The 26,792-nt window shown below is 65.4% G+C and carries 27 protein-coding genes and 1 pseudogene; 17 read left to right on the top strand and 11 right to left on the bottom strand.

Annotated features, from left to right (window positions below; all coding sequences use genetic code 11):
• The first annotated feature begins 22 nt into the window (after positions 1-22).
• On the top strand, positions 23-1,669 hold the full coding sequence (locus OU682_RS08345; protein ID WP_268941614.1) for a D-alanyl-D-alanine carboxypeptidase family protein: 1,647 nt from the start codon (positions 23-25) through the stop codon (positions 1,667-1,669).
• A 69-nt stretch (positions 1,670-1,738) separates the two neighbouring features.
• Here OU682_RS08345 and ccoS read toward each other — a convergent pair whose 3' ends face one another.
• The 4 genes from ccoS to ccoG are packed head-to-tail and all read right to left on the bottom strand — an operon-like array spanning position 1,739 to position 6,123.
• Positions 1,739-1,900, bottom strand: a complete 162-nt coding sequence (gene ccoS / locus OU682_RS08340; RefSeq protein ID WP_268941613.1) for a cbb3-type cytochrome oxidase assembly protein CcoS — start codon at positions 1,898-1,900, stop codon at positions 1,739-1,741.
• A 3-nt stretch (positions 1,901-1,903) separates the two neighbouring features.
• Positions 1,904-4,105: a heavy metal translocating P-type ATPase gene (locus OU682_RS08335; protein ID WP_268941612.1), complete on the bottom strand. Its 2,202-nt coding sequence runs from the start codon at positions 4,103-4,105 to the stop codon at positions 1,904-1,906.
• A 1-nt stretch (position 4,106) separates the two neighbouring features.
• Positions 4,107-4,571: a FixH family protein gene (locus tag OU682_RS08330; RefSeq protein ID WP_268941611.1), complete on the bottom strand. Its 465-nt coding sequence runs from the start codon at positions 4,569-4,571 to the stop codon at positions 4,107-4,109.
• Between the two features lies 1 nt (position 4,572).
• Positions 4,573-6,123 carry a cytochrome c oxidase accessory protein CcoG gene (gene ccoG, locus OU682_RS08325; protein WP_268941610.1) on the bottom strand — a complete coding sequence of 517 codons (1,551 nt, stop codon included), beginning with the start codon at positions 6,121-6,123 and terminating at the stop codon, positions 4,573-4,575.
• Positions 6,124-6,265: 142 nt separating this feature from the next.
• On the opposite strand from ccoG, the gene OU682_RS08320 reads away from it, so the two are divergent.
• From OU682_RS08320 to OU682_RS08300, 5 genes are all read left to right on the top strand, one after another.
• Complete coding sequence (locus tag OU682_RS08320; protein ID WP_268941608.1) at positions 6,266-6,925, top strand: glutathione S-transferase family protein; 660 nt, start codon at positions 6,266-6,268, stop codon at positions 6,923-6,925.
• Positions 6,926-7,090: 165 nt separating this feature from the next.
• Entirely contained in the window at positions 7,091-9,049 is a 1,959-nt protein-coding gene (parE, locus tag OU682_RS08315) for a DNA topoisomerase IV subunit B (RefSeq protein ID WP_268941607.1), read from the top strand.
• Position 9,050: 1 nt separating this feature from the next.
• Positions 9,051-9,884 (top strand): thymidylate synthase, encoded by an 834-nt coding sequence (locus OU682_RS08310; protein ID WP_268941606.1) that lies wholly within the window; start codon positions 9,051-9,053, stop codon positions 9,882-9,884.
• Positions 9,885-9,887: 3 nt separating this feature from the next.
• Positions 9,888-10,367 carry a dihydrofolate reductase gene (locus OU682_RS08305; RefSeq protein ID WP_268941605.1) on the top strand — a complete coding sequence of 160 codons (480 nt, stop codon included), beginning with the start codon at positions 9,888-9,890 and terminating at the stop codon, positions 10,365-10,367.
• Between the two features lie 67 nt (positions 10,368-10,434).
• Positions 10,435-10,863, top strand: a complete 429-nt coding sequence (locus tag OU682_RS08300) for a VOC family protein (protein WP_268941604.1) — start codon at positions 10,435-10,437, stop codon at positions 10,861-10,863.
• Positions 10,864-10,878: 15 nt separating this feature from the next.
• Here OU682_RS08300 and OU682_RS08295 read toward each other — a convergent pair whose 3' ends face one another.
• Positions 10,879-11,379 (bottom strand): MarR family winged helix-turn-helix transcriptional regulator, encoded by a 501-nt coding sequence (locus OU682_RS08295; protein ID WP_268941696.1) that lies wholly within the window; start codon positions 11,377-11,379, stop codon positions 10,879-10,881.
• A 127-nt stretch (positions 11,380-11,506) separates the two neighbouring features.
• Entirely contained in the window at positions 11,507-11,797 is a 291-nt protein-coding gene (locus tag OU682_RS08290; protein WP_268941603.1) for an FAD assembly factor SdhE, read from the bottom strand.
• A 97-nt stretch (positions 11,798-11,894) separates the two neighbouring features.
• On the opposite strand from OU682_RS08290, the gene OU682_RS08285 reads away from it, so the two are divergent.
• Positions 11,895-13,097 carry a pyridoxal phosphate-dependent aminotransferase gene (locus OU682_RS08285; RefSeq protein WP_268941602.1) on the top strand — a complete coding sequence of 401 codons (1,203 nt, stop codon included), beginning with the start codon at positions 11,895-11,897 and terminating at the stop codon, positions 13,095-13,097.
• 140 nt (positions 13,098-13,237) lie between these two features.
• Here the strand turns inward: OU682_RS08285 and OU682_RS08280 are convergent, their stop codons facing one another.
• Positions 13,238-14,020, bottom strand: coding sequence for a 3-hydroxybutyrate dehydrogenase (locus tag OU682_RS08280; RefSeq protein WP_268941601.1), 783 nt, complete (start codon positions 14,018-14,020; stop codon positions 13,238-13,240).
• A 349-nt stretch (positions 14,021-14,369) separates the two neighbouring features.
• Here OU682_RS08280 and OU682_RS08275 point away from each other — a divergent pair, with 349 nt between their 5' ends.
• Positions 14,370-16,148 (top strand): extracellular solute-binding protein, encoded by a 1,779-nt coding sequence (locus OU682_RS08275; protein WP_268941600.1) that lies wholly within the window; start codon positions 14,370-14,372, stop codon positions 16,146-16,148.
• Between the two features lie 124 nt (positions 16,149-16,272).
• Positions 16,273-16,614 carry a hypothetical protein gene (locus OU682_RS08270; RefSeq protein ID WP_268941598.1) on the top strand — a complete coding sequence of 114 codons (342 nt, stop codon included), beginning with the start codon at positions 16,273-16,275 and terminating at the stop codon, positions 16,612-16,614.
• Here the strand turns inward: OU682_RS08270 and OU682_RS08265 are convergent.
• Positions 16,614-16,904: pseudogene (locus tag OU682_RS08265) on the bottom strand (YnfA family protein); the annotation flags it as partial. The gene OU682_RS08270 and the pseudogene OU682_RS08265 sit on opposite strands and share 1 nt — an antisense overlap.
• Before the next feature lie 116 nt (positions 16,905-17,020).
• Between OU682_RS08265 and OU682_RS08260 the strand changes: the two are divergent.
• The gene (locus OU682_RS08260) at positions 17,021-17,908 is read left to right on the top strand and encodes a cation diffusion facilitator family transporter (protein ID WP_268941596.1); all 888 of its coding nucleotides are present in this window, start codon (positions 17,021-17,023) and stop codon (positions 17,906-17,908) included.
• On the opposite strand, the gene xth is transcribed toward OU682_RS08260, so the two are convergent.
• Positions 17,905-18,690, bottom strand: a complete 786-nt coding sequence (gene xth / locus OU682_RS08255; RefSeq protein WP_268941595.1) for an exodeoxyribonuclease III — start codon at positions 18,688-18,690, stop codon at positions 17,905-17,907. The two genes, OU682_RS08260 and xth, sit on opposite strands and share 4 nt — an antisense overlap.
• Between xth and OU682_RS08250 the strand changes: the two genes are divergently transcribed.
• The gene (locus OU682_RS08250) at positions 18,689-19,396 is read left to right on the top strand and encodes a hypothetical protein (RefSeq protein WP_268941594.1); all 708 of its coding nucleotides are present in this window, start codon (positions 18,689-18,691) and stop codon (positions 19,394-19,396) included. The genes xth and OU682_RS08250 overlap by 2 nt on opposite strands.
• On the opposite strand, the gene OU682_RS08245 is transcribed toward OU682_RS08250, so the two are convergent.
• Positions 19,393-19,716: a HesB/IscA family protein gene (locus OU682_RS08245; protein ID WP_268941593.1), complete on the bottom strand. Its 324-nt coding sequence runs from the start codon at positions 19,714-19,716 to the stop codon at positions 19,393-19,395. The genes OU682_RS08250 and OU682_RS08245 overlap by 4 nt on opposite strands.
• Positions 19,717-19,791: 75 nt before the next feature.
• Here OU682_RS08245 and OU682_RS08240 point away from each other — a divergent pair, with 75 nt between their 5' ends.
• From OU682_RS08240 to OU682_RS08215, 6 genes are all read left to right on the top strand, one after another.
• Positions 19,792-20,949, top strand: coding sequence for a deoxyguanosinetriphosphate triphosphohydrolase (locus OU682_RS08240; RefSeq protein WP_268941592.1), 1,158 nt, complete (start codon positions 19,792-19,794; stop codon positions 20,947-20,949).
• A 76-nt stretch (positions 20,950-21,025) separates the two neighbouring features.
• Entirely contained in the window at positions 21,026-21,448 is a 423-nt protein-coding gene (locus tag OU682_RS08235; protein WP_268941591.1) for an OsmC family protein, read from the top strand.
• Entirely contained in the window at positions 21,448-22,290 is an 843-nt protein-coding gene (locus OU682_RS08230; RefSeq protein ID WP_268941590.1) for a transglutaminase-like domain-containing protein, read from the top strand. Before OU682_RS08235 ends, OU682_RS08230 begins: the two co-directional genes overlap by 1 nt.
• Before the next feature lie 80 nt (positions 22,291-22,370).
• Positions 22,371-23,765, top strand: a complete 1,395-nt coding sequence (gene fumC, locus OU682_RS08225) for a class II fumarate hydratase (protein WP_268941589.1) — start codon at positions 22,371-22,373, stop codon at positions 23,763-23,765.
• Positions 23,766-23,834: 69 nt separating this feature from the next.
• On the top strand, positions 23,835-24,026 hold the full coding sequence (locus OU682_RS08220) for a DUF4169 family protein (RefSeq protein WP_268941588.1): 192 nt from the start codon (positions 23,835-23,837) through the stop codon (positions 24,024-24,026).
• 10 nt (positions 24,027-24,036) lie between these two features.
• The gene (locus OU682_RS08215) at positions 24,037-24,252 is read left to right on the top strand and encodes a ribbon-helix-helix domain-containing protein (RefSeq protein WP_371832223.1); all 216 of its coding nucleotides are present in this window, start codon (positions 24,037-24,039) and stop codon (positions 24,250-24,252) included.
• 130 nt (positions 24,253-24,382) lie between these two features.
• Here OU682_RS08215 and pheT read toward each other — a convergent pair whose 3' ends face one another.
• Positions 24,383-26,770 (bottom strand): phenylalanine--tRNA ligase subunit beta, encoded by a 2,388-nt coding sequence (pheT, locus tag OU682_RS08210; RefSeq protein ID WP_268941586.1) that lies wholly within the window; start codon positions 26,768-26,770, stop codon positions 24,383-24,385.
• Between the last annotated feature and the right edge of the window lie 22 nt (positions 26,771-26,792).

Here is a 26,792-nt window from a genome sequence, read left to right as displayed (position 1 = left end):
CAGAGGCAGAGAGACCGCGACAGTGATCCCAATTTTCCAGAAAGCCCGGCTTTGGGCTATCCTCTTGCTGGCCATCCTGGCACCGGCAACTCTGTCGGCCGCCCCCTTCGCCGCCTATGTCATCGACGCGCGAACCGGTCAGCCGATCTACCGACAGAACGAGGATACGCGGCTGCATCCCGCGTCCCTGACCAAGATGATGACGCTGTACATGGCCTTTACCGCGGTCGAACGCGGGCAGGTCCGGCTGGATTCGCAATTCCCGGTCTCCAGCAACGCCGCGTCCGAGCCGCCCTCGAAGCTGGGCCTCCGAGCGGGCCAGAGGATCGAGCTGCGCTACCTGATCCGCGCCGCCGCGATCAAGTCGGCCAACGACGCCGCCACCACCATCGGCGAAGGTCTTGCGGGATCCGAGGAGGCCTTCGCCCGGCAGATGACGCAGATGGCCCGCGCTCTGGGCATGCGGAACACCAACTTCCGCAATGCCCATGGGCTGACGCAGGAAGGGCACTATTCGACCGCCCACGACATGACCATCCTGGGGCGGCGGCTGTTCTACGATTTTCCGCAGTACTACAACATCTTCTCGCGCCGCTCGGCGGATGCGGGAATTGCGCAGGTCGCCTCGACCAACAAGCGCTTCCTGGATTCCTACCAGGGCGCGGACGGGATCAAGACGGGCTATACTCGCGCGGCGGGCTTCAACCTGACCGCCTCGGCACAGCGCGGAAACAAGCGGCTGGTGGCGACCGTCCTGGGGGGCACCTCGACCGCGCATCGCAACCAGGTGATGGCGCAATTGCTGGACGCGGGCTTCAACCGCGTGCCGAACCGGGTGCGCGAAGTCCGGCCCGAGGCGCCGAACCTTCTGGCGCAGCGTGTCGTGCGCCGCGCCCAGGTCGAGCCGAGCGTCGCCGCCACGCAGCCCGATCCGCAGCGGCTGGTGCTGAGCGCCTCGGCCCCGCCGGTGCGCGTCAGCCGGTCTGCCGCAGCCTCGACCGCGGCCATCGCGCAAGCGCCTGCGGCTCCGGTCCCGGCCGAGCCTGAGGCGACGGGGGGGCTGTCGCTTGCCGCCAGCGCCCGTCCCGCAAGCCGGCCCGGCACGGCCGTTGCTGCAGCGCCGGCGGTTTCCGAAGCCGCGCCGCAATCGGCCAGCCTTGCCGCGCCGGTCCTGTCGCAATCGGTCCGCCCTGCCCGCGCGCCGCGGTCCCGGTCGGCCAGCACGGCGGCCACCCTCACCAATGCCGCCGCGGAACCCGCAGCGGTCACCCGCGCCGTAGCCGAGGCCATGCCGCAGGACGGCGGAGCCTCGCTGTCGCTGCTGGAGTCGCCCGCGCCGAAGCCGCGGTCGGAAACGGTGATCCTGGCTGCCATGGGCGAAGGCGACGTTGCCGAACCCGAGGCGCTGGAAATCGTGTCGCGTGCCGCCAACAGCGGGCGCGGTTGGGGCGTGACGCTTGGCATGTTCAAGTCGAAGACCGAGGCCGAGCGGTTGCTGCTGCGCAGCGCCCTTCAGGACGGCGCCATCCTGAACGGGGCAGCACGTCATGTTGCCGATACCAAGCGCGGCTTCCAGCCGAGCTTTGCTAACCTGACGAAAGCCAATGCCCAACTGGTCTGCGAACGCTTCGCCAGCCGGTCGCAGGAATGCAGCGTCGTCGGGCAGTAGGCCGGGCACACCGTCGAAAGCAACAAGGGGCGGAGGTCACTCCGCCCCTTTGTCGTTGTGCCGGCTGTCCTAGTCCGGCCTTGGACGGTCGTCCCATTTGTCGCTGAGGATCCGTTCGGCATCGCCCTTGGGATCCTCGAACTGGCGCGACCGCAGGGCCCAAATGAAGGCCACAAGGCCTGCGGCGCCCAGACCGAGCGATATGGGGATCAGGATCGACAGGATCTCCATGGTCTACTCCTTTCCGTCGCGAAGCCGCAGGGCGTTCAGCGTCACCGTGATCGAGCTGAGCGACATCGCCAGGGCCGCGATCAGCGGAGTCACCATGCCGGCCACGGCCAGCGGCACCGCCACGATATTATAGGTGATCGAGATCGCAAAGTTCTGGCGGATGCGACGGGTGGCGCGGCGCGCGGTCGCAACGGCATCGGCCACGGGGGCAAGGTCGCTGCCGGTCAGGACCATGTCGCTGGCGACCCGCGCGGCGTCCAGGGCGCTTGCGGGCGAGATCGAGGCATGGGCGCGGGCCAGCGCCGCCGTGTCGTTCAGCCCGTCGCCCACCATCAGGACGCGCGCTCCCCGGGCGGCAAGATCCGCAACCATGGCCTCTTTACCCCGCGGATCGACGCCGGCATGGAAGTCGTCGATGCCTAGCCGCGCGGCCAGATCAGCCACCGCCGCCGGGCGGTCGCCCGAAATCAGCACGACCCGCAGCCCCGCCTTGCGCAGCATCGCCACGCAGTCCTCGGCTCCGGGCCGCAATTCATCGGTAAAGTCCAGCCGGACCGGCTCATGCCCCTCGACCGCCAGCCAGGTGGCGCTCGTGGGAAGGTCCTTGTCATCATCGGCCACGCCCAGCCAGTCGGCGCGGCCAAGCCGGACCGCCCGTCCCTGCCAGCGGCCCGAGACGCCGAAGCCCGGATGTTCGGTCACGTCCGACAGGTCGGCGGCGGGGTAATCGGCCAAGGCATCCGCCAGCGCGCGAGACAGGGGATGGGCCGAGGCCTCGGCCAACGCGCGCGCGACGGGGCGCAGGTCAGGCGCCAACGGATCGGGCGAGACGAGCACCGGACGGCCCCAGGTCAGGGTGCCGGTCTTGTCGAAGACAACCGTGTCCACCTCGGCCAGTCGCTCCAGGGCGGTGCCATCCTTGATCAGCAGCCCGCGGCGGAACAGCCGCCCCGAAGCCGCGGTGGCGACGGCCGGGACCGCAAGGCCAAGGGCGCAGGGGCAGGTCACGATCAAAACCGCCGCCGCGATATTGATGGCCAGGCGCAGGTCGCCCGTGGCCCAGATCCAGCCCGCAAAGCTGCACAGCGCCATCACGTGCACGCTGGGCGAATAGGCCTTGGCGACCCGTTCGGCCAGCGAGGTATAGCGCCCGCGCGCAGCCTCGGCGGCCTCGACCAGGGCGGTAAGGCGCGCTAGGGACGAATCCCGCCCTGCGGCCGTGACGCGCAGCGTAAGAGGACCCGTCAGGTTCACCTCGCCCGCCGAGAGCATCTGGCCGGGGGCGGCCAGCACGGGCAGCGTCTCGCCGGTCAGCAGGGCGCGGTCGATCTCGGACCGTCCCTCGACGATCTCGCCGTCCGCGGGGATGCGGGCGCCCGGACGGACGCGGATCAGATCGCCGGGGCGCAGCGAGGCGATCGGCACGACCTGCTCGGCACCGTCGGCCAGCAGGGTGGCGCGCGGAACCTCCAGCGCGGTCAGTTCGGCCGCGGCGGAACGGGCGATGGCGCGGGTGCGGTGGTCCAGATACCGTCCGATCAGCAGGAAGAAGCACAGCATGGTCACGCCATCGAAATAGGCGTGATGCCCCGACTGCATCGTCTCATAGACCGAGATCGCGCTGGCCAGCACCAGCGCCAGCGAGATCGGCACGTCCATTCCAAGGCGGCCGACCCGGATCGCGGACCAGGCGCTGCGGAAGAACGGCTGGCCCGCGAAGAACACCGTCGGCAGGGCGATGGCGCCGCTGATCCAGTGGAACAGGTCGCGGGTCGCGGCCTCGGCCCCCGACCAGACGGCGACCGACAGGATCATGATGTTCATCATCGCGAAACCCGAGACGCCGATCCGCATCAACAGGTCGCGGCCCTGCCGGTCGGCCGTGGTGGCCGACAGCGCATCGGGGTCAAGCTCGTGCGCCTCGTAGCCCACGCCCGCCAGGACCGGGATCAGGTCGTCGGCGCTCAGGCCCGGCGCATCAACGGTGACGCGGCGCAGGGTCAGGTTGACGCGGGCGCCGCGCACGCCGGGATGGGCGGCCAGCGCTGTTTCCACATCGGTGATGCAGGTCGCGCAATGGGCGGTGGGCAGCGACAGGATCAGCGTGCCATCGGCGTGGTCGGCCCGGTCGGCCAGGCGCTGCGCCAGGGGTGCTGCATCGCAGGCGGGACAAGCGCTGAAGCCGGATGCGGTCAGGTCGGCCATATTACTTCACCTTTGCCCCGGCATGATGGTCCAGCCGCTGGCGGAATTGCGTGCCATCCTCGGCCACCGCCTGGACATGGATGTTCCAGTTTCCCGGCTCCAGATCCAGGGGGGCGCGGTAAACGCCGCCCGCGACGTGGAAATCCGGCGTCACGTCCGCGCGCTTGTGCGTCGGCCGCCCGATGGTGGCCGAGAAGTCGCGGAGGATCGGATGCCTGCCATGCCTGTCCAGGATCTGGATGGCCAGTTCCCCCCCGTCATGGCTGGCCCTGGCTGTCCAGCCAAGGCCCTGCTGCGCCTGCCGTTCCCGGTCGAACTGCTGCGAGGCGACATAGCTGTTCTTCACCTCCAGCCCTGGAAAGCTGCCCACGGCGAGGACCGCCATGACGACATTGACGGCGATGATGACGCCGAAAGCGGCCAGCGTGATGATCAGGACGTGGCGGCCCGTCAGTTCCCTTGCCATGTCATTCGCCCTTTCCGTGGAAAACCGTGGCGACGGTTGCGGTAGTTCCGTCAGTTTCGTCCTGGACGACCAAGTCCAGCGAGGTCGTTTCGGCCAATGCGAGCGGCGACCCCGCAGGGGCCGTCACATACAGCCTGCGGCTCAGCGTCTCGTCCGCCGGCACATCTACCACGCCCGAGGGCGCGCCTTCGATGGCGACAACCAGCTCATCGGCCCCTTCCACATCGAAGCTGAAGGCGCGGGTTTCGTGCTGCTTGTTGCGCAGCCGCACTTCGTAGGTGTTGCGGATCGCTCCGTCCGACATGGTGACGAACAGCGGGTTGCGCACCGGCGAGACGTTCAGCTCCAGCGGCGAGCGGATGAACAGGGCCACGATCAGCGCCATGCCGATTCCGGCCCAAAGCGTGAAATAAAGCAGCGTGCGCGGGCGCAGGACATGCTTCCAGACGGGCTTGGGCGCGGCTCCGGCGCGTTCGGCGGTCTCGTCCTTCAGCGCCATGTAGTCGATCAGCCCGCGCGGCTTGCCGATCTTGTCCATGATCTCGTCGCAGGCATCGATGCACAGCGCGCAGGTGATGCATTCCATCTGTTGGCCGTTGCGGATGTCGATGCCCATGGGACAGACGTTCACGCAGGCCATGCAGTCGATGCAGTCGCCAGCGGAATTGGCGGGGATCGGCCCGCCAACGCCCGTGGGCACGCCGGGATAGGGGACGGGCGGATACTTCCCGCCTGCGACCGGCCCTGCCGCGTGGCTGGTTGCCTCGGCTGCTTCGGCCACGGCCGGGCTGCGGTGGCGGACATTACTCTTGCCGCGCGGCTCGCCCCGCCATTCGCGATAGGCGACGGTCAGGGTGTCCTCGTCCATCATCGCGGCCTGAATTCGCGGCCAGGGGCAGGCATAGATGCAGATCTGTTCCCGCGCGAAGCCGCCGAAGACGAAGGTCGTCGCCGTCAGGATCGCCATGGTTGTATAGGCGACCGGATGGGCCTGGCCCGCCAGCAGGTTGCGCAGCAGTGTCGGTGCATCGGTGAAATAGAAGATCCACGCCCCGCCGGTCAGCAGCGCGATGATCAGCCAGACCGTCCATTTCGCGGCCCGTAACCTGATCTTCTGCGCGTCCCATTTCTGGCGCTGCAGGCGGATTCGGGCATTGCGGTCACCTTCGATCCAGCGTTCGACCAGAATGAACAGGTCGGTCCAGACCGTCTGCGGGCAGGCATAGCCGCACCACACCCGTCCCAGGGCCGAGGTGAACAGGAACAGGCCAAGACCCGCCATGACAAGAAGGCCCGCCACGAAATAGAATTCGTGCGGCCAGATCTCGATCCAGAAGAAGAAGAACCGGCGGTTGGCAAGATCGACCAGGACCGCCTGGTCGGGCATCGAAGGCCCCCGGTCCCAGCGGATCCACGGCATGACATAATAGATCGCCAAGGCCACTGCCATGACGACCCACTTGAGGTTTCTGAACCGCCCCTTGACCCGCTTCGGGAAAATCGGCTCGCGCGCCGCATAAAGGCTCGGGGGGTCCAACTCTGGGCTGGACATGTGAAGAATCGCTCCTGTTTCGCGACTGCCGGTCTAGACCGGGGGCGCGTGCGATTCCTTGACCTGCATCAAATGCAATGGGCTTGATGCTTTCGGATCCTTTGCTGCGCGGCTAACCTGCGCCCGACAGAAGGAGTGCCCCATGCTGACCATCCACGGCGTCACCCGTTCGCGCGCCTCGCGCATCATCTGGCTGTGCCACGAGATCGGGCTGGAGTTCCGGCAGATCCCGGTCATCCAGGCCTATCGGCTGGCCGACCCCGATGCGCCGGATGCGCCGCTGAACACGCATTCTCCCGCCTTCCTGGCTCTCTCGCCTGCAGGAGCGATCCCCGTGATCGAGGATGACGGCTTGGTCCTGTCGGAATCCCTGGCCGCGACCCTGTATCTGGCGCGCAAGTATGGCGGCGACGTCGGCCCAGCCGATCTGGCCGAGGATGCGCAGATGATGCAGTGGAGCTTCTATGCCGCGACCAGCATCGAGCCAGACGCGCTGACCATCCTGTTCCTGCACGCCCGCTCGCGCCTGCAATCGGGCGAGGACCAGGCCATCGTCGCCAACGCGGCCGAGCGCCTGGTCCGCCCCCTGAAAGTGGTCGAGGATTATCTTTCAACGCACAAGCACCTGGTCGGGGGCCGCTTCACTGTGGCTGACATCAACCTGGCCGAGATCCTGCGTTACGCCCAGAGCTATGGCGATTTGATGAGCCAGTTTCCCGCGACAATGGCTTGGCTGGAAACCTGCCAGGCCCGTCCCGGCTTCCGGAAAATGTGGCAGGAGCGGTTGGCGGAACCGGAGTAAGCCCTTAGATCGTAATGCCGGGCTCCCGTCGATAACCGTTTCGCCGATGGCATGATGGACGATGGCGACCCTTCCCAGGGGCTGCGCGGCAAGCGCGGGTCTGGCCTTGAGCCTGCTCGCGTGAGATAGTCCGGCCAGCCGACCGAAGAACAAGAGCAGATACAGATGGCCGACGACCTTCTTTCCGCCGTTGACGCGACCGACAGCTATTCCGCCGCCTCGATCGAGGTGCTGGAGGGGCTGGAGCCCGTGCGCAAGCGCCCCGGCATGTATATCGGCGGCACCGACGAACGCGCGCTGCATCACCTGGTTGCCGAGATCCTCGACAACTCGATGGACGAGGCGGTGGCAGGCCATGCCAGCCGCATCGAGATCGAGCTTCTGGCCGATTACAGCGTCACCATCCGCGACAACGGACGCGGCATCCCCATCGACCCGCACCCCAAGTTCCCGGGAAAGTCCGCGCTTGAGGTGATCCTGTGCACCCTGCATGCGGGGGGCAAGTTCTCGGGCGATGCCTACCAGACCTCGGGCGGCTTGCACGGGGTGGGCGCATCCGTCGTGAACGCGCTGTCGGACAGCATGGTCGTGCAGGTTGCCCGCAACCGGGAACTGTTCGAGCAGCGCTTCTCGCGCGGGATCCCGCAAGGCCCGGTGGCGAAGATCGGCGCCGCCCCCAACCGGCGCGGCACGACGGTGACCTTCCACGCGGACGAGGATATTTTCGGCCATCACCGTTTCAAGCCCGCGCGGTTGCTGAAGATGGTCAAATCCAAGGCCTATCTGTTCAGCGGCGTCGAAATTCGCTGGAAGTCCGAGATCGATGACGGCGAGACACCGCGCGAGGCTACCTTTCATTTCCCCGGCGGCCTGGCGGACTACCTGGCCGAGACGCTGACCGGCGCCAGCACTTATGCCGACCGCCCCTTTGCGGGCAGCGTCGACTTCCGCCGCTTCAATGCGCCGGGCAAGGTCGATTGGGCGATCAACTGGACGCCCGCGCGTGACGGCTTCATCCAGTCGTACTGCAACACCGTCCCCACCCCCGAGGGCGGCACCCACGAGGCCGGCTTCTGGTCCGCAATCCTGAAAGGCGTGCGCGCCTATGGCGAGCGGGTCAACAACAAGAAGGCCGCCCAGATCACGCGCGAGGATCTGCTGACCGGCGGCTGCGCCTTGGTCAGCTGCTTCATCCGCGAGCCGGAATTCGTGGGCCAGACCAAGGACCGCCTGGCCACGACCGAGGCCGCGCGCCTGGTCGAAAACGCCGTTCGCGATCATTTCGACACCTGGCTGGCGGCGGATACCAAATCGGCGGGCGCGATCCTCGATTTCCTGGTGTTGCGGGCCGAGGAACGCCTGCGGCGCAGGCAGGAAAAGGAAACCGCCCGCAAGTCGGCCACCAAGAAGCTGCGCCTGCCGGGCAAGCTGGTCGATTGCAGCGCCACCAGCCGCGAGGGCACCGAACTGTTCATCGTCGAGGGCGACAGCGCGGGCGGCAGCGCCAAGATGGCGCGGGACCGGACCAACCAGGCGTTGCTGCCGCTGCGGGGCAAGATCCTGAACGTGCTGGGCGCGGCATCGTCGAAGATGGGGGCCAACCAGGAAATCAACGATCTTTGCCAGGCGCTTGGCGTTGGCATCGGATCCAAGTTCAACGTCGATGACCTGCGCTATGACAAGGTCATCATCATGACCGACGCCGACGTGGACGGCGCCCATATCGCCTCGCTGCTGATGACCTTCTTCTTCACGCAGATGCGGCCGATGATCGACAAGGGGCACTTGTATCTCGCCTGCCCGCCGCTTTACCGGCTGACGCAGGGGGCGCATCGCATCTATGTCGCGGATGATGCCGAAAAGGAGCGGATGCTGGCCAAGGGATTGGGTGGCAAGGGAAAGATCGACGTGCAGCGATTCAAGGGCCTTGGCGAGATGGACGCCAAGGACCTGAAGGACACCACGATGAACCCCAGGACGCGCAAGCTGATTCGGGTCAGCATCGACGATGAAGAAGGCGGCGAGACCGGCGATCTGGTCGAACGCCTGATGGGCAAGAAGCCCGAGTTGCGCTTCGAATACATCCAGGAGAATGCGCGCTTCGCGGAAGAACTGGACGTCTGACATGCGGCAGTATCACGAAGCATTGCGGACCGTGCTGGACCAGGGTCACGAAAGCTCGGACCGGACCGGCACCGGCACGATCTCGTATTTCGGGCTGCAATGCCGCTATCCGCTGGCGGACGGTTTTCCGCTGGTGACGACCAAGAAGCTGCACCTGAAATCGATCATCCACGAGCTTTTGTGGTTTCTGTCGGGCGATACGAACATCCGCTATCTGCAGAAGAACGGCGTCTCGATCTGGGACGAATGGGCGGATGAGAATGGCGATCTGGGTCCGGTCTATGGCCGCCAATGGCGCCACTTTCCCAAGCTGGTGCCAAGCGGGCTAGATGCCGACGGGCGGCCGCTGTTCTTTGCGGATCATGTCGATCAGATCGCCGGTCTGGTCGAGGCGATCCGCAGGACACCCGACTCGCGCCGCCTGATCGTCTCGGCCTGGAACCCCGGCGATGTGCCCCAGATGGCGCTGCCGCCCTGCCATACGCTGTGGCAGGTGCGGATCCTGTCGGGCAAGCTGCACCTGCAGCTTTACCAGCGGTCTGCCGACATGTTCCTGGGGGTGCCGTTCAACATCGCCTCCTATGCGCTGCTGCAGGTCATGCTGGCGCATGTAACGGGATACGAGCCGGGGGATTTCGTCCACTCCATCGGCGATGCGCATATCTACAGCAACCACCTGGATCAGGTGCGGACGCAGCTTGCGCGGACCCCGAAGTCCCTGCCCCAGTTGCGCCTGCGGCGGCAGGTCGAATCCATCTTCGACTTTCGTTTCGAGGATTTCGAGATCGTGAACTATGACCCCGATCCGGCCATCAAGGCCCCGGTGGCGGTGTAGCCCATGCTGACCCTGATCGCTGCCCACGACCGCAATGGCGCCATCGGCAAGGACAACGACATTCCTTGGCGCGCGCCCGAGGATCTGGCCTTCTTCCAGCGCGAAACCACGGGCGGCGCCGTGGTCATGGGCCGCCGGACATGGGAAAGCCTGCCGGTCAGGCCGCTGAAGAACCGCCTTAACCTTGTGGTGTCGTCCGACCCGCACGTTGCCGAACAGGTCCTTCCCTCCCCCGACGCGGCTGTCGATCATGCACATCAGGCAGGCTACCGGCGCGTCTATGGCATCGGTGGTGCCGGCATCTATCGCGCCCTGCTGCCGGTGGCGGATCGGCTGCTTCTGACCGAGGTCGATCTGGACGTGGCAGAAGCGGATGCGTTCTTTCCGGCCTTCGACCGGAGCGAATGGCACTGCCTCGGCTCGGTCCCCCTGCGGTCCGCAGATCCCGCCTGCGTACTGTTCGAATACCTGCGCTGTCGCTAGCCGGTTTGCACCCCGGCACGCGGCGTGCCAAGCTGCTTGTAACCCGCGGCAAGACAAGGAGACGCCCATGAATATCCGCTATCTGCACACGATGGTCCGGGTGAAGGATCTGGACAAGACCATGGCCTTCTTCAAGCTTCTGGGGCTGGAGGAAACACGCCGCATCGACAACGACAAGGGCCGCTTTACGCTGGTCTTTATGGCCCCGCCGGGCCAGCCGGAATGCCCCGTCGAGTTGACCCACAACTGGGACGGGGATGAAGGCCTGCCGTCGGACAGCCGTCATTTCGGCCACCTGGCCTATCGCGTCGGCAACATCTATGAGATGTGCCAGAAGCTGATGGACGCGGGTGTCACCATCAACCGGCCCCCCCGCGACGGGCACATGGCCTTCGTGCGCAGCCCCGACAACGTCTCGATCGAGCTGCTGCAAGAAGGCGACCACCTGCCCCCGGCCGAACCCTGGGCCAACATGGAGAACACTGGCCACTGGTAAGCCCGCCGCCGCCGGTCAGTAGATATAGCGGATCTGTTCCAGCCAGAACCGCTCGATCCGGCGGCTTTGCATGTTCACCTGATCCAGGGGCGGGTCTTCCAGCACGCCCGACATGGCCAGCCCCTCGGCATGGCGCAGAAACAGTCGGTGAACCATGTCGCGGATGGCCTGCCCCTCGTCCGTCAGCTTTACCCTGACCGAGCGGCGGTCCAGATCGCTGCGCTCGTGGTGGACATAGCCCATCGTCACCAGCTTCTTCAGGTTATAGCTGACATTCGACCCCTGATACATGCCGCGGGACCGCAACTCGCCCGCCGACACCTCGGCCCCGCCGAGGTTGTACAGGATCATCGCCTGCACCGGGGTCAGGTCGTGCTGACCGAGGCGTTCGAATTCATCCTTGACCAGATCCAGCATCAGCCGGTGCAACCGCTCCAGAAGCTGGAGGGTTTCAAGATAAGCCTCGGTCGTGTCCGCCAGATCAGGCAGGGCCTGAACGTCGGCTTGGGGGCGCATATCGCGCGGCGCGGGTGAAATCATGGCGTCTCGCGGTCCTGATTTGTTCGTCATGACTCCATCATTGCCGCAAAAATCAAATCTACAGTTAATGCAACTCAACTTCCGTGAGATACTGCAGAAAAATTTAGCGAACGGGCTTGAGACGTTCCGCCGCATGACCGGCGATCCTGTCCAGAATTGCCGAGATCTCTGCCGGACCGCGATTGTCGCCACCATTCACGCGGGCAGTGACCCACAGATACAGGTCCTGATCGTTCTCGGTCAGCACGGCCTCATAGGCGTCCAGATCCTTGGGCGACAGGTCGGACAAGGGACCATCGGCGAAATGGCCCAGGATCAGGTCCATTTCCTTCATGCCCCTGCGCCAGCTGCGCATCTTCAGACGGCGCAGGCGAGTCTCGGCGGTTTCGGTCATTCTGTTGTCCTTCCAAAGGCGCGCATGCCGCGCTTGTCGTCTCGGCCCGGGCAGCATAAGCCATGCGGCAAGTCCGTTCAAACCGTCGAGGCCGTTCATGGGTTTTCTGTCCGACCGCCTGTCCCGCATCAAGCCCTCGCCCACCATTGCGATGACAACCCGTGCCGCCAGCCTGCGTGCCGAGGGCCGCGACATCATCGGCCTGTCGGCAGGCGAGCCTGATTTCGACACGCCGCTCCATATCCGCGATTCCGCGAAAGCCGCCATCGATGCGGGCCATACGCGCTATACGGCCGTGGACGGCACGCCTTCGTTGAAGCAAGCCATTCGCGACAAGTTCGCGCGGGAAAACGGGCTGGATTATGCACCGTCCCAGATCACCGTGGGCACGGGCGGCAAGCAGATCCTGTTCAATGCGCTGCTGGCGACGCTGAACGAAGGTGACGAGGTGATCATCCCGGCGCCCTACTGGGTCAGCTATCCCGACATGGTGCTGCTGGCGGGCGGCAGGCCTGTCATTGTCGAATGCAGCCTGGACCAGGGCTTCCGCCTGACGCCCGAGGCGCTGGAGGCTGCGATCACGCCGCGGACCAAGTGGCTGATCCTGAATTCGCCGTCGAACCCTTCGGGTGCGGGGTATGATCGCGCGGCGATGCAGGCGCTGACCGATGTGCTGCTGCGCCACCCGCAGGTCTGGATCCTGTCCGACGACATCTATGAGCACCTGGTCTTCGACGGGTTCGAGTTCGTGACGCCTGCGCAAATCGAACCCCGCCTGAAGGACCGCACGCTGACGATGAACGGCGTCAGCAAGGCCTATGCCATGACCGGCTGGCGCATCGGCTATGGAGCCGCGCCTGAACCGCTGATCAAGGCGATGGCCAAGCTGCAGTCGCAATCCACCTCGAACCCCTGCTCGATCAGCCAATATGCGGCCGAGGCGGCGCTGACCGGGCCGCAGGACTACATCGCCGAAAGCCGCGACGTCTTCCAGCGCCGGCGCGATCTGGTGGTGGCCGGGCTGAACGCCTGCCCCGGCATCGAATGCCCGGTCCCGCAGGGGGCCTTCTATGTCTATCCCTCGATCAGGGATCTGATCGGCAGGACCTCGGCCGCGGGGACCGTCATCGCGGATGACGAAGCCTTCGCCAACGCTCTGCTGGAGGAGACGGGCGTGGCCGTAGTCCTTGGCGCGGCCTTCGGCCTTTCCCCGCATTTCCGCATTTCCTATGCCACCAGTGACGAACAACTGACCGACGCCGTGTCCCGCATCCGCCGCTTCTGCGAGGCCTGCACCTGACCCCTATGCGGCTTTATCAAAAGGAACTGCAGTTCGGCCGGGCCAGGATGCGGCGAAGAGCCTGTCCGACTGGGACCCGCGCGCCGTCAAGGACGCGCTGGCCTGATCGATGTCCGGCCCCGACGAGCGGCGTTCGTGGCTTACAGGGCCGTCCAGCCCCCATCCACGCTGATCGCGGTGCCGGTGATCTGCGCTGCCGCATCGCTGCACAGGAAGACGGCCGTGTCGCCCATCTGCTCGACCGTCGCGAATTCCTTGGAGGGCTGGCGTTCCAGCATGACGTTCCGGATCACCTCCTCGCGCGTCATGTTGTATTCCTTCATCGTGTCGGGGATCTGCGCCTCGACCAGAGGGGTCAGGACATAGCCGGGGCAAATGGCGTTGCAGGTAATCGATTCCCTCGCCGTCTCGAGCGCCGTCACTTTGGTAAAGCCGACAAGCCCGTGCTTGGCCGCGACATAGGCCGATTTGAAGGCGCTGGCAGTCAGGCCATGGGCCGAGGCGATGTTGACGATCCGTCCCCAACCTGCCTCGCGCATCATGGGCAGTGCCGCAGCGGTGGTGTGGAAGGCCGAGGTCAGGTTGATCGCGATGATCGCATCCCACTTTTCGACCGGGAAGTCGGGGATGGGCGCTACATGCTGGATGCCCGCATTGTTGACCAGGATGTCGCAGCGGCCAGCCTGCCGGACCAAGTCGCGGCATTCGTCGGCCTTCGACATATCTGCCTTTATATACCGGACAGTTACGCCATGTTCCTCAGCCAGATTCTGGGCAATCTGATGGTCCTCGGGACGGTCGGTGAAGCTGTTCAGGACCAGATCGGCGCCTGCCTTGGCCAGTTGACGCGCCACCCCCAGCCCGATGCCGGAGTTAGAACCGGTCACGATTGCTGTCTTACCGCTCAGAAATCTTTTGAACATCGCACCCCCACGCTGCTGCCTGTATCCGGCCGAACCGGACCAGAACCCGTCTTTGCAGGTGCAGCATGGGCAAAAAAAAACGCCCGCACAAGGCGGGCGCTAGTCATGAGGCAGGTTTCATACAGGCAAGAAACCTATCGAGCAGTAAGCTATTTATACGCCAAAGCCTGCCAGAGTCCAACGAATAAGTCTCACCTGCCATTGACGATCTTCGGTCGAGTCAGTTGAATTTGTATCGAAAAGAATAAAAACGGGCACTCGGGCGATGAAAATCTTAAGAAACCTTAACAATTCCGCGACTCTGCGCGCCTTGTGCCTGATTTTTGGGGCTTTTTCAGGTGTTGCATCTATGCCGCTTTCAGGTCCTGCCGAAGCCGCGCACGCCCTTGCCATGTATGGCGAACCGGCGCTATCCGAGGGATTCACGGCCCTTCCTTATGTGAATCCCGACGCGCCGCAGGGCGGAGTGATTCGTTTGGCGGAACCTGGGGGATTCGACTCTCTGAACCCTTGGGTGCTGAAAGGCAATGCAGCATGGGGCGTCGGCATCCATGTGGCCGAGACGCTGATGTATCGCAGCCTTGACGAGCCCTTCACCCTTTACGGTCTTCTGGCCCAGTCGGTCGAGACGGCTCCGGACCGTTCATGGGTCGAATTCACCCTGCGCCCCGAAGCCCACTTTTCCGACGGCAGCCCGGTCACTGTCGAGGATGTGATCTGGTCCTATCAGACGCTCGGAACGCAGGGGCATCCGCGTTACCAGGCAGCCTGGTCCAAAGTTGCGAAGATCGAACAGACGGGCGAACTCGGGCTGCGGATCACCTTCACGGAAGCCGACCGCGAACTGCCCATGCTGATGGGACTGCGTCCGGTCCTGAAGAAGGCGCAATGGGAGGGGAAGGATTTCGCGTCCTCCAGCCTGGAAGCGCCGGTCGGATCGGGTCCCTACGTGGTTGACCGCGTGGATCCGGGCCGGTCCATCACCTTCCGGCGGAACCCTGATTACTGGGGCAAGGATCTGCCGGTGAACCAGGGGCGCAACAACCTGGCCACCATCCGCTATGACTATTTCGGCGATGCCAATGCCATGTTCGAGGCGTTCAAGGCAGGCGAGGTCACGGTCTGGCGAGAGTTGTCCGCGCTGAAGTGGGAACAGGAGTACGATTTTCCCCTGATGCAGCGCGGAGATGCCCTGAAGGCCGAGATCCCCCATGGCCGCCCGTCGGGGATCATGGGGCTGGTAATGAACACCCGCAATCCGCTGTTTGCGGACTGGCGCGTCCGGCAGGCGATGATCGAGGCCTTCAACTTCCGCTTCATCAACGCGACGCTGAATGGCGGCAAGGACCGGCGCATCACCTCCTATTTCGCGAATTCGGATCTGGCGATGCAGCCCGGTCCGGCAGCCGGGCGCGAGGCCGAACTGCTGCAGCCCTTTGCCGCCGACCTGCCGCCCGGTACGATCGAAGGCTATGCGCTCCCCGAGGGATCGGACCGGGCGCTGGATCGCGCAGGGCTGCGCCGTGCCATCAAGCTGCTGGAGGAAGCGGGCTGGACGGTCCGCGACGGCGTCCTGCAGAACGCCCAGGGCCGGCCCTTCGCCTTCGAGATCCTGCTGAATCAATCCGGCACCGCCATGCGGACTGCATCCGAGACGCAGCAGATTGCGGACATCTATGTCCAGGCGCTGCGGAACCTGGGAATGCGGCCGCGCATCACCTTGCTGGATTCGGCGCAGTTCGTTCAGCGGACCAACGAATTCCAGTTCGACGTGACCTGGTATGAACGCGCCCTGTCGCTGTCGCCGGGCACCGAGCAGTTGCTGTACTGGGGGTCCGCCGCAGCGGACCAGCCGGGCAGCCGCAACTGGATGGGCATGAAGAGCCCGGCCGTCGAATCGGTGATCGCGGCGATGGTGAACTCGCAAAACGCCGCCGATTTCACCGCCGCTGTCCGAGCCTTGGATCGAATCCTGACCGCCGGGCGTTATGTCGTACCGGTGGGGTTCTCGCCGGTCTCGCGGCTGGCTCATGCCGCGGACCTGCGATATCCTGCCCAAACAATGCCACTCTACGGAGATTGGCCGGGCTTCATGCCCGAGCTGTGGTGGCAGGAGGCAGAGGAATGAGAGCAGTGATAGGCTTGGCTCTGGCCTGCATGATGCTGGCTGGATGCAATACAATGGCAGGCGTCGGCGAGGATATCACCGGCATGGCAACTTGGGCACAGTCCTCAATGGGAGGCGGATACTGATGAAATGGCAGCACGTGCAACAGAACTGGGCCGCCTTCTACGAAGCCATCGTGGAAAAATGGCCCGAGGTTGACGAGGTGGACCTGGACGAGATCGATGGTGACCAGCGCGCCTTCGTGGCCTACCTGGCCGAGGCGACCGGTCAGGAGCCGTCCGAGATCCGCGAGGAAGTGCGCGAATGGCTGGCCGGAGAGATCCCCTCGGACGTGGTCATGGACCCTACCCATGACAACCATTCCATCGCGCTCAGCGGCAAGTACGTCAACGAGGGCGAGGACGAATATGCCGACGACGCCCGCTTTGGGGATGACGACGAATACCCCGACGACGGGGACCGCTGACCCGCCAGGCAGATGGTGGCGCCTAGCAGATCCCAAGGGTCAGGGCGGCGCCCCTCGGCAAGCCACAGCCACACAAGCGAGGCGGCGATATAGACGCCGCCATAGGCCGCATGGGCGCGGCCCGCCTGATCTGCGGGGCTGAGCGACAGGAGCCAGGCAAAAAGCGCCAGGGACGCCACGCCGGGGGCCAGCCACAGGGCGGATCGGCCCAGCCGGAACCATGCCCAGAAGGCGAAGCAGCCGGAGATTTCGGCCAATGCGGCAAGGATATAGACGGCGATGGCCTGCATGCGTGGTGCCGATAGCCGAGCCTGCAGCCAGCGTCCATTCCCCTTTCCAGTTGCAACTGGACCGATAACCTGCCAGATGCACCGCGACGGGAGGGCAGGATCGAAGGAACGTCGCAATGAACCGCACCCTGAAGATTGCCCTGGGCAGCATCATTGTCGGGATCGTGGTGCTTGGGCTCAAGACCCTGGCCTGGCGGGTGACCGGGTCTGTCGCTCTGCTGTCGGACGCCCTGGAGAGCACGGTCAACGTCGCCACGGCCCTTGCCGCACTGATCGCCATCCGCATCGCGCAGCGCCCGGCGGACCAGAGCCACCCTTATGGCCATCACAAGGCCGAATTCCTCAGCGCCGTGCTGGAAGGCGTGATGATCATCGTGGCCGCCCTGCTGATCCTGGAAGAAGCCTTCCAGGGCATCATGGCGCCCCGCCCGCTGGATGCGCCGATGGAGGGCCTGCTGATCAACGTCGCCGCCAGCGCGATCAATGCGGGATGGTGCTGGGTGCTGCTGAACCAGGGTCGCAGGCTGAGGTCCCCGGCGCTGGTTGCCGACGGGAAGCACCTGTTGTCGGATGTCGTCACATCGGCCGGGGTGATCGTGGGCGTGCTGCTGGCCATCGTCACGGGTCACGCGATCCTTGACCCGATCCTGGCGGCGGTGGTCGCGGTCAACATCCTGTGGTCCGGCTGGAAGGTCATGACGGCCTCGCTGGGCGGGCTGATGGACGAAGCCGTGTCGGACGACATGTTGCATGCGATCCGCAGCACCATCTCGGACCAGGCGGAGGGCGCGATCGAGGCCCATGACCTGCGCACCCGCCATGCCGGCAGCATGACATTCATCGACTTTCATCTGGTCGTGGACGGCGATACCTCGGTGGCCGAGGCCCATGTGATCTGCGATCGGATCGAGGCGGCGCTGAAGCGGCGGCTGGATGACGCGCAGATCACCATTCATGTCGAACCCGAACACAAGGCCAAGCATTCGGGCGTGCTGGTCCTCTAGGCCGCCAGCCGCACCCAGACGGGAACATGGTCGCTGGGCTTCTCGGCCGCGCGGGCTTCCTTGTCGATGCCGGTTTCGACCAGCAGGTCGGCGGCCTGCGGCGACAGCAGCAGGTGGTCGATGCGGATGCCGTCGTCCCTGCTCCAGGAACCCGCCTGATAGTCCCAGAAGGTGAACGGGCCGCGTGACGACCATGGATCGCGGATACGAACCGCATCGGTCCAGCCCTGGTTGACGATCCGCCGGAAGGCCGCGCGGCTTTCGGGCAGGAACAAGGCGTCCTCGGTCCAGGCCTGCGGCCGCGCGGCATCGCGCGGTTCGGGGATGATGTTGAAATCGCCCAGCATCACCACCGGCATTTCGCTGGCGAGCAGTTCCTCGCCACGCTGGCGCAGGCGCTCCATCCAGGCCAGCTTGTAGTCGTATTTCGGGCCCGGCGCGGGGTTGCCGTTGGGCAGATACAGCCCGGCGATGCGCACGGCCGTGGCGCCCACCACCGTCGCCTCGATATAGCGGGCCTGTTCGTCGGCATCGTCGCCGGGAAGGCCCCGGGTCACGTCCTCAAGCGGCAGCCGGGACAGGATCGCCACGCCGTTGAAGCCCTTTTGCCCGTGGGTTTCGACCGTCCAGCCCAGATCCTCGAAATGGGACCGGGGGAAGGCCTCGTCCACGGACTTGATTTCCTGCAGGACGACCAGATCGGCCGCCGATCCGGCCAGCCAGTCCGTCAGGGCCTGGATGCGGGCCTTGACGCCGTTGATGTTGAATGTCGCGATCTTCATGGCCGGCATCATTAGCGACCTCGCGGCGATTGGCAACCGGGGGACGGGCCGCTACCATGGTCCCATGCGCCACCTGCTTGCCCTGCTGCTGGTGATCGCCCTGGCCTTGCCGGCCTGGGCCCAGGACCGGCCGCGCGCGGGCCTGATGTGGAACCGCAGCGGCTTGCCGGCGACCCTGCCACTGGTTGTCGGGACTGAACCGGGGCAGGATTACGTGGTCTTCCTGGTCCCGCCCGACGGGGGCGACCCGGTGATGGCGGGCTATATCCACGGCGGCACCTTCTTCCGCCTGCTCGTGCCGCCCGGCAGCTGGCATGTCCGCTTTGCCCATGGCCGGGAATGGCAAGGCGGCGACACCCTGTTCGGCCCGGATACCGAATGGACCGGCGTGGACGAACCGATGACCTTCGGCTCCGGCGTCGCGCGCAGGCACGGCTATATCGTCCGGCTTGCTGAACACGAGGGGCGGATGCAGATAGCGTCGACCGGGCCCCTGGATCAGTGTCAGGACCTGTACGTGACAAGCGAGATTATCCACTTGGACGAGGAACGCGAGACAGCCATCAAACGCCTGACGACGTCAGGCCTGCGCAAGTTGGATATCGAGCAGGACGAAGAACCCGAGGTAAACACCAACCGCTTGCCCGCGCCCGGCCTGCGCGACTTGGACATCCAGGTGGACACCCGCAGCCAGGTCTGCCCCTAGACGGAGAAGGAGGTGCCGCAGCCGCAGCTTGAGGAGGCATTCGGGTTGTCGATGACGAAGCGCGCCCCGATCAGCTCGTCGGCAAAGTCGATGGTTGCCCCGGCCAGGTAGGGCAGCGAGACGGGGTCAACCACCACCTTCTGGCCTGCGCCTTCCAGCACCAGGTCGTCCGCCTCGGCCTGGTCCAGGCGGATGTCATATTGAAAGCCGGAACAGCCGCCGCCTGCGACGGCCACGCGCAGCGGGCGAACCTCGCCCGAATCGTTGATCTCGGCCAGACGGGCAAAGGCGCGTTCTGTGACTTTCGGCGGCAGGTTCATGGGGCGTTCCCGTTTTCGTCGGCAGGCCCTAAATATAGGGTCCACAGCACCTGTTGCAAGGAAGGCTTCGCCACCGTGACCGCGCCCTATGCCTGCCATCCCGATGCCAGCCGTGGGCGGCTGCATTCGGAACGGATGTCCACCTTCCGCAGCCCCTGGCAGCGCGACCGCGACCGCATCATCCATTCCAGCGCCTTCCGCCGGCTGAAGCACAAGACCCAGGTCTTTGTCGAGCATGACGGCGAGGCCTATCGCGGCGACTACTTCCGCACCCGCCTGACCCACACGATCGAGGTCGCGCAGGTCGCCCGCACGATCGCCGGGGCGCTTGGCCTGAACACCGACCTGGCCGAAACCGTTGCCCTGGCCCATGACCTGGGCCATCCCCCCTTCGGCCATACCGGAGAGGATGCGCTTGCCGCGCTGATGCAGCCTTATGGCGGGTTCGACCACAATGCGCAGGCCCTGCGGATCGTGACCCGGCTGGAGCGGCACTATGCCGATTTCGACGGGCTGAACCTGACATGGGAGGCGCTGGAAGGCATTGCCAAGCATAACGGTCCCGTCACCGGCCCCCTGCCCTATGCCCTGGCCGAGGTGAATGCCACCTGGGATCTGGAACTGCACACCAATGCCAGCGCCGAAGCTCAGGTGGCGGCCGTGGCCGACGACGTGGCCTACAACCACCACGACCTGCATGACGGCCTGCGCGCTGAGCTGTTCACCGAGGACGAACTGGCCGAACTGCCCGTCGTGGGCCCCGCCTTCGCCGAGGTGGACCGCCTTTATCCGGGCCTGGATCCCACCCGCCGCCGATACGAGGCCTTGCGCCGCGTCTTTGGCGTCATGGTGGAAGACGTGATCGCCGTCGCCCAGAACCGGCTTGCCGGGCTGCAGCCGCAGTCGGCGCAGGAAATCCGCGACATGGAGGGGCCGATCATCCGCTTTTCAAAGCCGCTTTACCAGAACATCAAGGCGATCAAGTCCTTTCTGTTCACGCGCATGTATCGCGCGCCCTCGGTCGTGGTGGAGCGCAGCAATGTCACCGCGATGCTGAACGACCTGTTCCCGCTGTTCCTGCACGACCCGTCGCAGATGCCCGACCATTGGTGCCAGGTCGCCAGGGCTGCAGGGGACGAGACGCAATGCGCCCGTGTCGTCCTTGATTACGTCGCAGGCATGACCGACCGCTTTGCCATCGCCGAACATCAGCGGCTGCTGCCGAACCGCTGATATTTGCCCCATGTCTGAACCGAAGCCTTGCCGCTGCGTTCGACATGCGAAAGCATGAACGCATGGAGGACCAGGCATGTTCACACGCAGCGGATCGGCCGCATGGCAAGGCGGGCTGAAGGATGGCACGGGCACGGTATCGACCCAGTCGGGCGCACTGAACGGCCTGCCCTACGGCTTCAACAAGCGCTTCGGCGATGAGCCCGGCACCAATCCCGAGGAACTGATCGGCGCGGCCCATGCCGCCTGCTTCAGCATGGCCCTGTCCAACGAAATGTCCGGGGCGGGCATCGGCAACATCTCGATCGAGACCACCTCGAAGATCACGCTGGAAAAGGACGGCGAGGGCTTCTCGGTCACCAAGGCGCATCTGGTCACCCGCATCTCGGGCGATGGCGACAAGGCGCGGATCGAGGAACTGGCGCAGAAGGCCAAGGCGGGCTGCCCGATTTCCAAACTGCTGAACGCCGAGGTCACCATGGACGCGACGGTCGCGTGATGCGTATCCGGATCGGGCACGAGATGACGATTCAGGTGTCGCAGGACACGCCGCTGATCAGTCTGACGACCCCAGAGGCGGCGCGCCACCGGGACTATGTCTTTCCCGAAGATTTCAGGACGACGCCCCATGTCCCGGTCCAGAACTATGTCGATCGTTTTGGCAATATCTGCCGGCGCATGGTGGCGCCGGCGGGCACTTTCACGATTTTCAGCGACATCACCCTCAACGACCCCGGCGCGCGCGACGAGGCCGACTTCAATGCCGCCGAATGGCCAGTCGAGGCCCTGCCCCCCGAGGTTCTGGGCTTTCTGACCGCATCCCGCTATGTCGAGACGGATCTGGTCAGCGACGAGGCCTGGGCGTTGTTCGGCAATGTCGCGCCGGGCTGGAACCGGGTCCAGCATATCGTCGATCACGTGAACGGCAGCATGGTCTTCGACTACAAGCTGGCATCGCAGTTCCGCACCGCGGCCAGCGCCCGCAGCGATGGCGTGGCCGTCTGCCGCGACTTCGCGCATCTGACACTGGCCTATCTGCGCGCGCTGAACATCCCGGCGCGCTATGTCAACGGCTATGTCGGCGATATCGGCGTGCCCGCCGCCGCCGCGCCCATGGACTTCGCGGCTTGGATCGAGGTGTTCCTGGGCGGCAAGTGGTGGACCTTTGATCCCCGCAACAACCAGCGCCGCATCGGCCGCGTGGTGGTGGCGCGCGGTCTGGACGCGGCCGACGTGCCGCTGATCAACAGCTTCGGCCCCCATGCCCTGACCAACTTCCGCGTCTGGTGCCACCCCGTCGATGAGCAGGGGAACGAACTGGACGGCATGCTGTTTGCCTGATCCCGGCATACTGTTGCATACCGATTGCCTATCGGCCTCGCGGCGGCTAGAACCGCGCCAAACCGCGAGGGAGCCTTCCGATGACCAAGACCCGCACCGAAACCGACAGCTTTGGCCCGCTTGAGGTTGATGCCAGCAAATACTGGGGCGCGCAGACGCAGCGATCGATCCAGAACTTTCCCATCGGCTGGGAACGCCAGCCGGTGGCGATCATCCGCGCGCTTGGGGCGATCAAGCTGGCGGCGGCACGCGTGAACCAGGCCAATGGCGATCTGGACCCGGCCATCGGCAAGGCGATGGAGCAGGCCGCGACCGAGGTCTTCGAGGGCAAGTTTGATGACAACTTCCCGCTGGTCGTCTGGCAGACCGGTTCCGGCACGCAGTCGAACATGAATGCCAACGAGGTGATCTCGAACCGCGCCATCGAGATCCTGGGCGGCGAACTGGGTTCGAAGAAGCCGGTTCATCCGAACGACCACGTGAACATGGGCCAGTCGTCGAACGACACCTTCCCGACCGCGATGCATGTCGCCATCGGCATGGTCGCCCGCGACACGCTGATCCCCGGTCTTGAAAAGCTGCACGACGCCCTGGTCGCGAAGTCCGAGGAATTCAAGGACATCATCAAGATCGGCCGCACGCACACGCAGGATGCGACGCCCCTGACGCTGGGCCAGGAATTCGGCGGCTATGCCCATCAGGTCCAGAAGGGCATCGAGCGGGTGAAGCTGGCGCTGACCGACATCTATGAACTGGCGCAGGGCGGCACCGCCGTCGGCACCGGGCTGAACACCAAGAAAGGCTGGGACAAGGCAATCGCGGCAGAGATCGCGAAGATCACCGACCTGCCTTTCGTGACCGCGCCGAACAAGTTCGAGGCCCTGGCGGCGCATGACGCGATGGTCTTCTTCTCGGGCGCGCTGAAGACGATTGCGGCATCCTTGTTCAAGATTGCCAACGACATGCGCCTGCTGGGCTCGGGCCCCCGTTCGGGTCTGGGCGAACTGATCCTGCCGGAAAACGAGCCTGGATCGTCCATCATGCCGGGCAAGGTCAATCCGACCCAGGCCGAGGCGCTGACCATGGTCTGCGCCCATGTCATGGGCAATGACGCCGCTATCGGCTTTGCGGGCAGCCAAGGGCATTTCGAGCTGAACGTTTATAACCCGATGATGTCCTACAACGTCATCCAGTCGATGCAGCTTCTGGGCGATGCGGCTGGATCGTTCACCGACAACATGGTCGTGGGCACGCAGGCCAATGTCGCGCGGATCGACAAGCTGATGAAGGAATCGCTGATGCTGGTGACGGCCCTGGCGCCGACCATCGGCTATGACAACGCCACCAAGGTTGCCAAGACCGCGCACAAGAACGGCACCACCCTGCGCGAGGAAGCCATCGCCCTGGGCTTCGTGGATGGCGAGACCTTCGACCGGGTGGTCCGCCCCGAGGACATGATCAGCCCCAAGGGCTGATCGCCGCTTGACCCGATCGGGCCGGGGCGCGGTAGAATGACCGCTCCCCGGCTTTTTCATGGGATCCAAATGACAAAGATCATCAACCTGCGGCAGGCCCGCAAGCAGCGCGACCGCGATGCGAAGCGCACGGTGGGCGATGCAAATGCCGCGAAGTTCGGCGAGGCGAAGCCTTTGCGCCAGGCGCGCGAGGCGGAAGCCGACCGCGCCGCCCGGGCGCATGAGGCGCATCGCCGCGAGGATGGCGAACAGGGTGATTGACCTGCCGCCCATGACCCCGCCGATGAAGCGGTCGGTGACGATTGACGGGCATCGCACCTCGGTGTCGCTGGAGGATGCCTTCTGGCGCGGCATTGCCGATGCCGCGAAGGCGCGCGGCGTCACGCGGGCGCAACTGATCGGCCAGATCGATCACGCCCGCCCGCCCGAGGTCGGGCTGGCAACGGCGCTGCGGCTGTTCGTGGTTGCCGAAATGCGGCGGGGTTGATTTGCGTCCCGCGAAGGCCGGGGGCGCTTCGCCCCCCGCTCGGGCCTACCGGGCTCTTCCTCGCTGAAAAAGATCCACTGGACCTTTTTCCGGACGCTCGAAAGCCCCGAGGATATTTGGGTGAAGAAGATCAGGTGCGCAGGGTGCCGCCGGTCGCCTTCTGCACCTTTTCGATGATCTTCTGGCTGACGGCCTCGATTTCCGCGTCCGTCAGGGTCTTGTCGCGCGGTTGAAGGCGGGCGGTGATGGCGATCGACTTCTTGCCGCCCTCGAGCCCTGCGAACTGGTCGAAGACCGTCACGCTGTCGATCAGCGCCTTGTCGGCCCCCGCGGCGACATTGACCAGGGTCAGCGCCTCGACCTGCGGATCAACCACGAAGGCGAAGTCGCGCTCGACGGCCTGCAGTTCCGACATGACAAGCGCCGGGCGGGTCGCGCTGCGCGCCTTGGGGAAGGGCACGTTGGCGATCCTGACGGTGAATGCTACCGCCGGACCCTTCACGTCGAGCGCGCGCAGGATGCGTGGATGCAACTCGCCGAAGGTCGCCAGCACGTTGGGGCCAAGGGCGATGTTGCCCGCGCGGCCCGGATGCCACCAGGGGTCCAGCTTGCGATTGATCTGAACCTTGGCGGGCGCGCCGATGGCGGCCAGCACGGCCTCGGCATCCGCCCGGGCGTCATAGAGATCGACCTTGCGGCGACTGCCGAAGGGATCGCGGGGCGCAGTATTGCCGATCATCAGGCCGGTGATCTGGGTGGCCTGCTCGCCCGGCTCGCCGCCTGCAAAGACCGGCCCCAGTTCGAACAGAGCCAGGTCAGCAAAGCCGCGCGCCTGGTTGCGGGCTGCGGCGGCCAGAAGGCCCGGCAGCAGGTCGGGGCGCAGATGCGTCATCTCGCTGCTGATCGGGTTTTCGACCTGAACGGCATCTGCGCCGCCGCCGAACAACCCGGCCGAGGCGCCGTCGATGAAGCTGTAGGTCACGCATTCGTTGTAGCCAAGCGCCGCCGCCTGCCGCCGCGCGGCCTTCTCGCGGACCTGCAGGGGCGTCAGCACGGGCTTCGGCACGCCGGGACGCGGGCGCGGCAGGGGCTGGCCCTGCAGCTTGGTGAGGCTGGCGATGCGGGCAATTTCCTCGACCAGGTCCGCCTCTCCCAGGATGTCAGGGCGCCAGGAGGGAACATGCGCCATGTCGCCCTCCATCCGGAAGCCAAGCGCGGTCAGCGTTGCCCGCTGCACATCCGCCGGAATGTCCAGGCCGACCAGGCGGGCGGTGCGGGCCGTGTCCAGAGGGTACGCGCGGGCGGTGCCGGGAACGGCGCCGGCCTCGACCACCTCCGAGGGTTCGCCGCCACAGAGATCCAGGATCATCTGCGTCGCAAGCTCCAGCCCCGGGCGGGTGAAGGCGGGATCGACGCCGCGTTCGAAGCGATAACGGGCGTCGCTGTTGATCTTCAGCGCGCGGCCGGTCGCGGCAATGGCGATCGGATCCCAATAGGCACTTTCCAGGAACACGTCGGTGGTGTCATCCGAGCAGCCGGAATGTTCGCCCCCCATGATGCCCGCGATGCTTTCGGGACCATTGTCGTCGGCAATCACCATCGCGCCTTCGGGCAGCGCATAGGTCTTGCCGTCAAGCGCCAGGATCTCCTCGCCAGCGGCAGCCGGGCGGACATGCAGGTCTCCGGAAACCTTTTCAATGTCAAAGACATGCAGCGGACGATTCAAGTCATACGTGAACAGGTTCGTGACATCGACCAGCGTGTTGATAGGGCGCAACCCGATGGCACGCAGGCGCTGCTGAAGCCATTCCGGCGAAGGGCCGTTCCTGACGCCCCGGATCACGCGGCCCGCGAAATAGGGCGCCTTGTCCGCGATGGCCGGATCGGTGGCGACGGTGACAGGACTGGGGAAACGGCCGGTCACGACCGTATCGGCCACCGGCTTCAACGTCCCTAGGCCGCGGGCCGCCAGATCGCGCGCGATGCCATGGACGCCAAGCGCATCGGGCCGGTTGGGGGTGATCTTGATGTGGATCATCGGATCCACCTTCTCGGGCGTATTGGCGGCCAGCCAGTCCACGAAACGCTCGCCGACCTCGCCCGAGGGCAGCTCGATGATGCCGTTATGTTCGTCCGACAGTTCCAGCTCGCGTTCAGAAGCCATCATCCCGTGGCTCTCGACGCCGCGGATCTTGCCCACGCCCAGGGTCACGTCGATGCCGGGCACGTAGTCGCCGGGCTTTGCCAGCACCACGGTGATCCCCTCGCGCGCGTTCGGCGCGCCGCAGACGATCTGCTTCTCGCCCTCGTCGGTCAGCACGCGGCAGACGCGCAGCCGGTCCGCATCGGGATGCTGTTCGGCATGCAGCACGCGGGCCAGGGTGAAGGTTTTCAGCTTGGCGGCGGGGTCGCGGACCTCCTCAACCTCCAGGCCAAGGTCGGTCAGCGCCTCGGTGATCTGGTCAAGGGTGGCGGTCGTGTCGAGATGCTCTTTGAGCCAGGAGAAGGTGAACTTCATGACGCAGCTTTCCGGTTCGCGC

Source organism: Paracoccus benzoatiresistens (assembly GCF_026913015.1).
GTDB lineage: Bacteria > Pseudomonadota > Alphaproteobacteria > Rhodobacterales > Rhodobacteraceae > Paracoccus > Paracoccus benzoatiresistens.
The sequence above is the reverse complement of the archived record's forward strand: the minus strand, read 5'-3'. Positions and strand labels throughout refer to the sequence as shown.

What these genes read in the sequence shown, in the direction of transcription:
- ccoG (WP_268941610.1), bottom strand. Translation starts at nt 6,123, where the DNA reads ATGTCCAGCCCAGAGTTGGACCCCCCGAGCCTTTATGCGGCGCGCGAG.
- OU682_RS08235 (WP_268941591.1), top strand. Translation starts at nt 21,026, where the DNA reads ATGTTCACACGCAGCGGATCGGCCGCATGGCAAGGCGGGCTGAAGGAT.
- OU682_RS08250 (WP_268941594.1), top strand. Translation starts at nt 18,689, where the DNA reads ATGGCCGGCATCATTAGCGACCTCGCGGCGATTGGCAACCGGGGGACG.
- OU682_RS08275 (WP_268941600.1), top strand. Translation starts at nt 14,370, where the DNA reads ATGCCGCTTTCAGGTCCTGCCGAAGCCGCGCACGCCCTTGCCATGTAT.
- OU682_RS08320 (WP_268941608.1), top strand. Translation starts at nt 6,266, where the DNA reads ATGCTGACCATCCACGGCGTCACCCGTTCGCGCGCCTCGCGCATCATC.
- OU682_RS08330 (WP_268941611.1), bottom strand. Translation starts at nt 4,571, where the DNA reads ATGGCAAGGGAACTGACGGGCCGCCACGTCCTGATCATCACGCTGGCC.
- OU682_RS08230 (WP_268941590.1), top strand. Translation starts at nt 21,448, where the DNA reads ATGCGTATCCGGATCGGGCACGAGATGACGATTCAGGTGTCGCAGGAC.
- OU682_RS08285 (WP_268941602.1), top strand. Translation starts at nt 11,895, where the DNA reads ATGGGTTTTCTGTCCGACCGCCTGTCCCGCATCAAGCCCTCGCCCACC.
- OU682_RS08305 (WP_268941605.1), top strand. Translation starts at nt 9,888, where the DNA reads ATGCTGACCCTGATCGCTGCCCACGACCGCAATGGCGCCATCGGCAAG.
- OU682_RS08220 (WP_268941588.1), top strand. Translation starts at nt 23,835, where the DNA reads ATGACAAAGATCATCAACCTGCGGCAGGCCCGCAAGCAGCGCGACCGC.
- ccoS (WP_268941613.1), bottom strand. Translation starts at nt 1,900, where the DNA reads ATGGAGATCCTGTCGATCCTGATCCCCATATCGCTCGGTCTGGGCGCC.
- OU682_RS08215 (WP_371832223.1), top strand. Translation starts at nt 24,037, where the DNA reads ATGACCCCGCCGATGAAGCGGTCGGTGACGATTGACGGGCATCGCACC.
- OU682_RS08300 (WP_268941604.1), top strand. Translation starts at nt 10,435, where the DNA reads ATGAATATCCGCTATCTGCACACGATGGTCCGGGTGAAGGATCTGGAC.
- fumC (WP_268941589.1), top strand. Translation starts at nt 22,371, where the DNA reads ATGACCAAGACCCGCACCGAAACCGACAGCTTTGGCCCGCTTGAGGTT.
- OU682_RS08335 (WP_268941612.1), bottom strand. Translation starts at nt 4,105, where the DNA reads ATGGCCGACCTGACCGCATCCGGCTTCAGCGCTTGTCCCGCCTGCGAT.
- OU682_RS08310 (WP_268941606.1), top strand. Translation starts at nt 9,051, where the DNA reads ATGCGGCAGTATCACGAAGCATTGCGGACCGTGCTGGACCAGGGTCAC.
- xth (WP_268941595.1), bottom strand. Translation starts at nt 18,690, where the DNA reads ATGAAGATCGCGACATTCAACATCAACGGCGTCAAGGCCCGCATCCAG.
- OU682_RS08270 (WP_268941598.1), top strand. Translation starts at nt 16,273, where the DNA reads ATGAAATGGCAGCACGTGCAACAGAACTGGGCCGCCTTCTACGAAGCC.
- parE (WP_268941607.1), top strand. Translation starts at nt 7,091, where the DNA reads ATGGCCGACGACCTTCTTTCCGCCGTTGACGCGACCGACAGCTATTCC.
- OU682_RS08260 (WP_268941596.1), top strand. Translation starts at nt 17,021, where the DNA reads ATGAACCGCACCCTGAAGATTGCCCTGGGCAGCATCATTGTCGGGATC.
- OU682_RS08280 (WP_268941601.1), bottom strand. Translation starts at nt 14,020, where the DNA reads ATGTTCAAAAGATTTCTGAGCGGTAAGACAGCAATCGTGACCGGTTCT.
- OU682_RS08290 (WP_268941603.1), bottom strand. Translation starts at nt 11,797, where the DNA reads ATGACCGAAACCGCCGAGACTCGCCTGCGCCGTCTGAAGATGCGCAGC.
- OU682_RS08245 (WP_268941593.1), bottom strand. Translation starts at nt 19,716, where the DNA reads ATGAACCTGCCGCCGAAAGTCACAGAACGCGCCTTTGCCCGTCTGGCC.
- OU682_RS08295 (WP_268941696.1), bottom strand. Translation starts at nt 11,379, where the DNA reads ATGCGCCCCCAAGCCGACGTTCAGGCCCTGCCTGATCTGGCGGACACG.
- pheT (WP_268941586.1), bottom strand. Translation starts at nt 26,770, where the DNA reads ATGAAGTTCACCTTCTCCTGGCTCAAAGAGCATCTCGACACGACCGCC.